6 protein-coding genes are annotated in these 6,193 nt (G+C 68.2%); 2 read left to right on the top strand and 4 right to left on the bottom strand.

What is annotated here, in order from left to right:
* Both GA0115259_RS40425 and GA0115259_RS20475 read right to left on the bottom strand, forming a co-directional pair.
* On the bottom strand, positions 1 to 1,281 hold a 1,281-nt coding region (locus GA0115259_RS40425), incomplete at its 3' end, for an AfsR/SARP family transcriptional regulator (RefSeq protein ID WP_093599172.1).
* A gap of 148 nt (positions 1,282 to 1,429) precedes the next feature.
* Positions 1,430 to 3,061, bottom strand: a complete 1,632-nt coding sequence (locus GA0115259_RS20475; protein WP_093599169.1) for an aspartate aminotransferase family protein — start codon at positions 3,059 to 3,061, stop codon at positions 1,430 to 1,432.
* Between the two features lie 193 nt (positions 3,062 to 3,254).
* Here GA0115259_RS20475 and GA0115259_RS20470 point away from each other — a divergent pair, with 193 nt between their 5' ends.
* Complete coding sequence (locus tag GA0115259_RS20470) at positions 3,255 to 3,803, top strand: flavin reductase family protein (protein ID WP_093599166.1); 549 nt, start codon at positions 3,255 to 3,257, stop codon at positions 3,801 to 3,803.
* Between the two features lie 161 nt (positions 3,804 to 3,964).
* Here the strand turns inward: GA0115259_RS20470 and GA0115259_RS20465 are convergent, their stop codons facing one another.
* The gene (locus GA0115259_RS20465) at positions 3,965 to 4,384 is read right to left on the bottom strand and encodes a YybH family protein (RefSeq protein WP_093599163.1); all 420 of its coding nucleotides are present in this window, start codon (positions 4,382 to 4,384) and stop codon (positions 3,965 to 3,967) included.
* A gap of 149 nt (positions 4,385 to 4,533) precedes the next feature.
* A complete protein-coding gene (locus GA0115259_RS20460) occupies positions 4,534 to 4,866 on the bottom strand; it encodes a YybH family protein (RefSeq protein WP_345941024.1) in 333 nt (110 codons plus the stop codon).
* Positions 4,867 to 5,159: 293 nt separating this feature from the next.
* On the opposite strand from GA0115259_RS20460, the gene GA0115259_RS20455 reads away from it, so the two are divergent.
* Positions 5,160 to 6,193, top strand: a 1,034-nt coding sequence (locus GA0115259_RS20455) for a beta-ketoacyl [acyl carrier protein] synthase domain-containing protein (protein ID WP_141716635.1), incomplete at its 3' end; no start/stop codon positions are given.

Below are 6,193 nucleotides of genomic sequence, written 5' to 3'. Positions count from 1 at the left end.
GCGGGGGGTGCCCGCCGCGTGCACATCGAGGCCGCGCACCATGGGTGCGGGCGGCGCCAGCGGGCCCGACGGAATGCTGAGACAGTCCCTGACCGCGATGCCGACACGCACCGCGCCGGCCGCGCCGCACGCCTCTTTCGAAGAGTGCGCGAAGTAGCCGAGCTGGACGGAGCCGATCGACGCCGCCGCCAGACCGCCGAACTCCTCGATCTTCTCGCGGGCGAGCTGGGAGACCGCGTCGAGCACGCGGTCGATGTCCTTCGGCGGAAGGTGGTCGAACTCCGCGCCGAGCTGGAAGCGGAGCATCAGGATGGTGGCCGGCTGACGTGGATTCAGCGGCTCTTCCGTAGCCCTGTCCCTCGTATCCGTATCCGCCGTGTCCGCCGTATCCCGGGTCACTCCCGTATCCGTGTCCCTGGAGGTCGGAGCCAGGGCGAGGTCCGGTCCTGTGATGTCCGCCGCCTCGTGTCCGCCGTTCTCCTCGGGAGCCTGGCCGGCTTCGGCGGGCGCGTGGTCACGGCGCGCCGCCACCTCCGCCGGCAGATCGAGCGACGGGTCCTGAGTGAGGACGGACTGCTGGAGCCGCTGCATCTGACGGCCCGGTTCCAGACCGAGCCCTCCGACGAGCGCCGCGCGCACCCGGTTGTAGACGCCCAGCGCCTCCGCCTGTCTGCCGCACCGGTACAAGGCGATCATGAGCTGCTGCGCGGCCCGCTCCCGTAGCGGCTCGGCCTCGACGAACGCCTCCAGCTCCCGCAGTACGGCATGGTGCCCGCCGCAGGCCAGCTCCGCCTCGAAACGGTCCTCCATGACATCGAGGCGCTTCTCCTGCACGGCGGTGAGCTGCGGCCAGGCCGTACCGTCCTCCACCAGATCGGCGAGTGCGACGCCCTGCCACAGGGACAGGGCGTCGCGCAGCACCACGCTCGCCGTGAGCGGATCACCGGCCGCCAGCGCCGCGCGCCCTTCGGCCACCCGCTGCTGGAAGACGAGCAGATCGATCTGGCCGGGCCTGACGCGGAGCATATAGCCGGGCGAACGCGTCACCAGCTCCGGCGCGTCCTCCGGGCCCGAGGCGTGGGCGAGCGCGCGGCGCAGCCGCCAGACCGCGTTCTGCAGGATCTTCCGCGCGGTCATGGGCGCGCGGTCCGTGGGCCACAGGGCGTCGAGTAACTGACTTGTGGGCACGACCCGGTTGGCGTGCAGCAGCAGAAAACCGAGTGCCGCCCGCTGTCTGGTCCCGCCGAGTTCCACCGGCCCGGAGTCGGTCAGGACTTCCAATGGACCTAAGAGCCGAAATTGCATGGATCCCCCCGCTTGAAACCCCGCACGCTACAAACCCTTGATCACCTGTGTCAAAGATTGGTCGAATCGGCCATTCTCGGACGTATGGGCGTCGGTGTGCGGGGGCGAGCCACGCGGCGCCCGCTCAGTGGGCGGAGGCGCCCGTGAGACGTTCACCGGCATGGTCCCTCATGATTCCGCAGATGTCCCGGAGTCCGCTTTCGAGTTGGGCGATCTGCGTGTCGGAGAGCTGGAGGGACGGTTCGAAGCGAAGGGTGCTGAGAGCGCTTGCGGTCGGGAAGGTACGGATGTCGTGCCGGTGCAGCAGATGCCCGGCGAGTACGTAGCCGAAGAGACCGCCGGCCGCCGCGTCCCGCAGGATCGGCGAGGAGGAGCCCGACTGGTCGTGGAACTCCATGCCGAGCATGAGGCCCTTGCCCCGGACGTCCTTGACCACCTCGGGAAAGTCCTCGCGCACCGATGTCAGCGCGGCACGCAGCGCCTCACCGCGCTCCACGGCCCGCCGGTAGGCCGCGCCGCCGTCGGCCTCAAGCAGTTCGAGGACCTTGAGCGCGATATGACAGGAGAAGCTGTCCTTGGCGAAGGTCGAACTGTGGACGATCTCGAACTCCTTGCGGTACCGGGCCTGGCGCACCAGCATCACCGAAGTCTTGGCGATTCCGCCGCCCAGAGTCTTGGCCAGCGTGTAGTAGTCGCCGCGCAGACCGATCTGTGAACTGGCCAGGAGTGTGCCGGTCCGGCCCATACCGCTCTGGATCTCGTCGATGACCACCGGGCAGTCGACCGACTCGCAGAACCGCTGTATCTCCGCGGCGAATTCGGCCGAGAGGACCTGGATCCCGCCCTCGCCCTGGATCGGCTCCACCAGGAAGGCGCAGAACGCCGGGATCTCGCGTTCCGTCAGCTCCACCCGGCCGTCGGAGACGGTCACGTCCCAGACCGTACGCCGTTCCTCGGCGTGGATCTCCTTGAGCGCGTCGGGCCGTTCCCTGGGTACGAATCTGGCCTGCGCCGCGAGTGACTTGAAGGGCGTGCGATATGCCTCGTTGTGCGTCAACTGCACACTCGCCGCCAGCTTTCCATGGAAACCGCCCTCCAGCGAGAGGAACAGCGGTGGCCGTGCGAACTGTTCGGCGTTCCGGCGCGTCAACTCCGCGGCGAGCACGTCGAAATCTCCGGCGGGCGCCGGAGCGGTGATCCCGAGACGGGCGTACGTCTGGGCCGTGACCACCGCCGTACTGGCCGCCACCGCCTCACGGGCGCTCTCGGTGTGCGCGGCCAGCTCCTCCTGGAGCGCCGCCAGCCGCATCACCCGGTCCAGCTCGGCGTGTTTGACCGCGGCTTCGACGGCTTCCGCCCCGGTGTTGGCGAAGATGGCGAAGTACGGCTCGTCGGTTTCGAGTTCCCGGTGGATGATCCGGTTGAGTTCGGCGGCGAGACGGTTGGCGTAGGGATGCCGGGAGAACTGCGCGTGTACGGGAGTTCCCGCCGCCAGCAGCTCCGTCGCACGCCGGACGATTTCCGGGTGATTGTGGCCGAGCAGGACGGAACCGTAACCACCGGCGAAGTCCACCACCGGAATCTCGGCGCCGTCCTCGCCGAGCCGGAAGAGCGTGTTGTCCTCGGCACGGACATATTCCACGGCGAGTCCCGCGGTGCCCAGCACCTCGCGCAGATATGGCTCGGCGAGTTCCGGCTCGGTGAACTCCGGTTCGGCGGAAGCGGGCTCGGGTGATACGGAGTCTGTGTGATCCATGGGCACAGAGTGCGCCCGTGAGGTAAACCGGCAGTCATCGCGGAGTCATTTCGACGGCAATGGAGCCGGGAGGGACCACGGTTACCCGACGGTGGAGGCGTGTCGATGAGCCGCCGGTACGTTGATGATCCGCCGGCCCGTGTTTCGCATCGTAACGGGCCGAGCGTGCCCCAACGAATTCGGAGAAGGTGGCATGAATTCCGCGTCCGCTGAACTCGACTCCTCGGCTTCCCACTCCGAGCCGCGCTGGGTGGGCCCCGGCCGGCTGAGGGAAGTGATGTCCCGTTTCGCGACCGGCGTCACGGTGATCACCGTGGGCCGGGAGCATCTGCACGCCATGACGGCGAATGCCTTCAGCTCTCTGTCGCTCGAACCGCCCTCGGTGCTGTGCAGTGTGGGGCACGGTGCTGTCATGCATCAGGCGCTGACCGCCGCCGGGCGGTTCGCCGTGAATATCCTCGAAGCCGAACAGGAGCCTCTCGCACGGCATTTCGCCGACAAGAACCGGACCTTGGGCGCCGCGCAGTTCGACGGTGTGGAGTGGCGGCCCGGTGAGCACACGGGAGCGCCGCTGCTGGCCGGTTCACTGGCCTGGGTGGAGTGCGAGCTGACCGCGGCGCATTCCTTCGGCGACCACACCATTTTCATCGGGACGGTGCTGGAGGCCGGCCGTGGCGGTGACGGTCCCGGTCTGCTTTTCGTCAATGGCGCCTTCGGCCGCCCGGAGCTGCAATCGTCATGAGCGTGGCCGGCCGTTGACCGAGGAATTACCCGGCCATGACGCCATCGCCATGACGCCATGGCGGCGGACCTTCCGCTGACGCCGCTGACGGAGAACCCCCCGGGAACGAATCCCGGGGGGTTCTCCTGTTGTGCTGAGCTGCTGTGTCGGGCGATGCTCCGTTACTCGGCCACCAGGCCCGTGGCGGCTACCGGACGGTCGATGGCCATCAGCCAGCGGCCGTCGGCCTGCTGCCGCAGGACGTCCGTGCAATTGCCCTCCAGAAGGAGCGGCGCACCGTCGGGACCGGTCGTCTCGATGCTGTAGTCGACGCCGATCAGCGCCACGTCGCCGGCGACGTACGAGTGGGTCACCTTGGCCTTCAGGCTCGGCTTCGAGACCAGGAACTCCTTGAAGAAGGCCAGACGTGCCGCGCCGGTGAGGGGCTCACCGGAGAAGTTCGAGATGGAGTCGTCGAGGTACAGACGGTTGAACAGCTCGCCGTCACCGGAGTTGAAGACCTGGATGAAGATCTCGTTCTGGGTGTCGGTGTCGCTGGTGAGGTCAGGGTTCTCGGGATCGAAATCGATGGTGAAGGCCATGGTGAACCGGCCCGCCTCTCTGTGATGACCGAATGGCTCTGATGTGCCGTGCCGACTGGTGCGGTGCTCGTGCTGACCGGCCCGAGGCGCCGCCGCGCCACGGGGCGGAGTATGTGACGGACGAGATCTGTCGCGTCGGGCAAGAAGATCTAGCCCTGGCCGTACGGGTCGTCGACGGCGTAGCGCCAGACGGAGTCGTCGCCCAGGCGCAGTACGTCCACGCCGACGCCCTCCAGCCGCTCGGGCGTGCCCGCCTCGTCGACGGTCTCGATCACCCAGTCGACGATCAGCAGCGCGGTGTCGCCGGTGACGAAGGACTGCCGCGGAACGGCGGTCATCCTCGGTTTCCGGGCCAGGAACTCCCGCTGGTAGTCCCTGCGGGCCTGGCCCGTCAGCGGCTTGCCCGGTTCCCATACCGCGACGGCCTCTTCGGTGTAGAAGCTGTCGACGGCGTCGAAGTCCCCGGTGTTGAAGGCATCCACGTAAAGTTCTGTGCGCTTTTCCAAGTTATCGGTGAGTTGCGACATGGGAGAGTCGGCCTGCCCTTCTGTGGGTGAGGTGGCTGAGTTCCACGTGCCAGGACGCTATTCCATCCCGCGCAACATCCCGAGCACCGCCGGGTAATACGGTGCTCTCCCGCTGCCGCGCCGCCGAATTACCCGATCAAGGCCGTACGTTGAGTTTCCGGAGAGGGCGACTGCCTACGATCACGTCACAGGATTGCCTCAATGCTTTGGGTTGTCGGTCAATTCAGCCGGAAGGGTAGTCGAGCGCGATGACGAACCAGCACCACCTTGAGACACCCGTGGCACGCGGAGGGAACAGCGAGGCCGTCGCGGTCGTCGGGCTCTCCTGTCGGCTGCCGGGCGCGCCGGGCCCGTCGGACTTCTGGGATCTGCTCCGCACCGGAACGAGCGCCATTACCGGTGTCCCCGAAGGCCGTTGGCTGACCGAGACCGGACATCCGGCGCCCGAGGAGACCGGATCCGGGATGCGCCGCGGCGGATTCCTGGACCGGGTGGACACCTTCGACGCCGCCTTCTTCGGTATCTCGCCGCGCGAGGCCGTCACCATGGATCCACAGCAGAGGCTTGTGCTGGAGCTGGCCTGGGAGGCCCTGGAGGACGCCGGTATCGTGCCGGCCACGCTGCGCGACAGCCGTACCGCCGTCTTCGTCGGCACGCTGCGCGACGACTACGCCGCCCTCCTCTACCAGCACGGCGCGCAGGCGATCACCCAGCACACCATGGCCGGCGTCAACCGAGGTGTCATCGCCAACCGGGTGTCGTACCACCTGGGTCTGCGCGGCCCGAGCCTCACCGTCGACTCGGCCCAGTCCTCCTCGCTCGTCGCCGTGCATCTCGCCTGCGAGTCACTGCGTTCGGGCGAGTCCGAGGCGGCCGTCGTGGCCGGAGTCAACCTCAACATCCTGGCCGAGAGCGCGGTCACCGAGGAGCGGTTCGGCGGTCTGTCGCCGGACGGGACCTCCTACACCTTCGACGCCCGCGCCAATGGATTCGTCCGCGGTGAGGGCGGCGGCGCCGTCATCCTCAAGCCGCTTGCCCACGCGGTCGCGGACGGCGACCACATCTACGGAGTGATCCGCGGCAGCGCGGTCAACAACGATGGCGCCACACCCGGACTGACCGTCCCAGGGCGCGCGTCCCAGGAGCGCGTGCTGCGCGAGGCGTACGAGAAGGCCGGCGTCGACCCGGCGGCCGTCCAGTACGTCGAGCTGCACGGCACCGGCACGCCCGTCGGCGACCCGATCGAGGCCGCGGCGCTCGGCGCGGTCCTCGGCGCCGGGCG

Source organism: Streptomyces sp. MnatMP-M17 (assembly GCF_900091995.1).
In the GTDB taxonomy this organism is placed as follows: Bacteria; Actinomycetota; Actinomycetes; order Streptomycetales; family Streptomycetaceae; genus Streptomyces.
This window is presented reverse-complemented; position numbering and strand designations above follow the sequence as displayed.

Bases quoted from the DNA above. Each gene is read 5' to 3' on its own strand.
- GA0115259_RS20475 (WP_093599169.1), bottom strand. From the start codon at position 3,061: ATGGATCACACAGACTCCGTATCACCCGAGCCCGCTTCCGCCGAACCG.
- GA0115259_RS20465 (WP_093599163.1), bottom strand. From the start codon at position 4,384: ATGGCCTTCACCATCGATTTCGATCCCGAGAACCCTGACCTCACCAGC.
- GA0115259_RS20470 (WP_093599166.1), top strand. From the start codon at position 3,255: ATGAATTCCGCGTCCGCTGAACTCGACTCCTCGGCTTCCCACTCCGAG.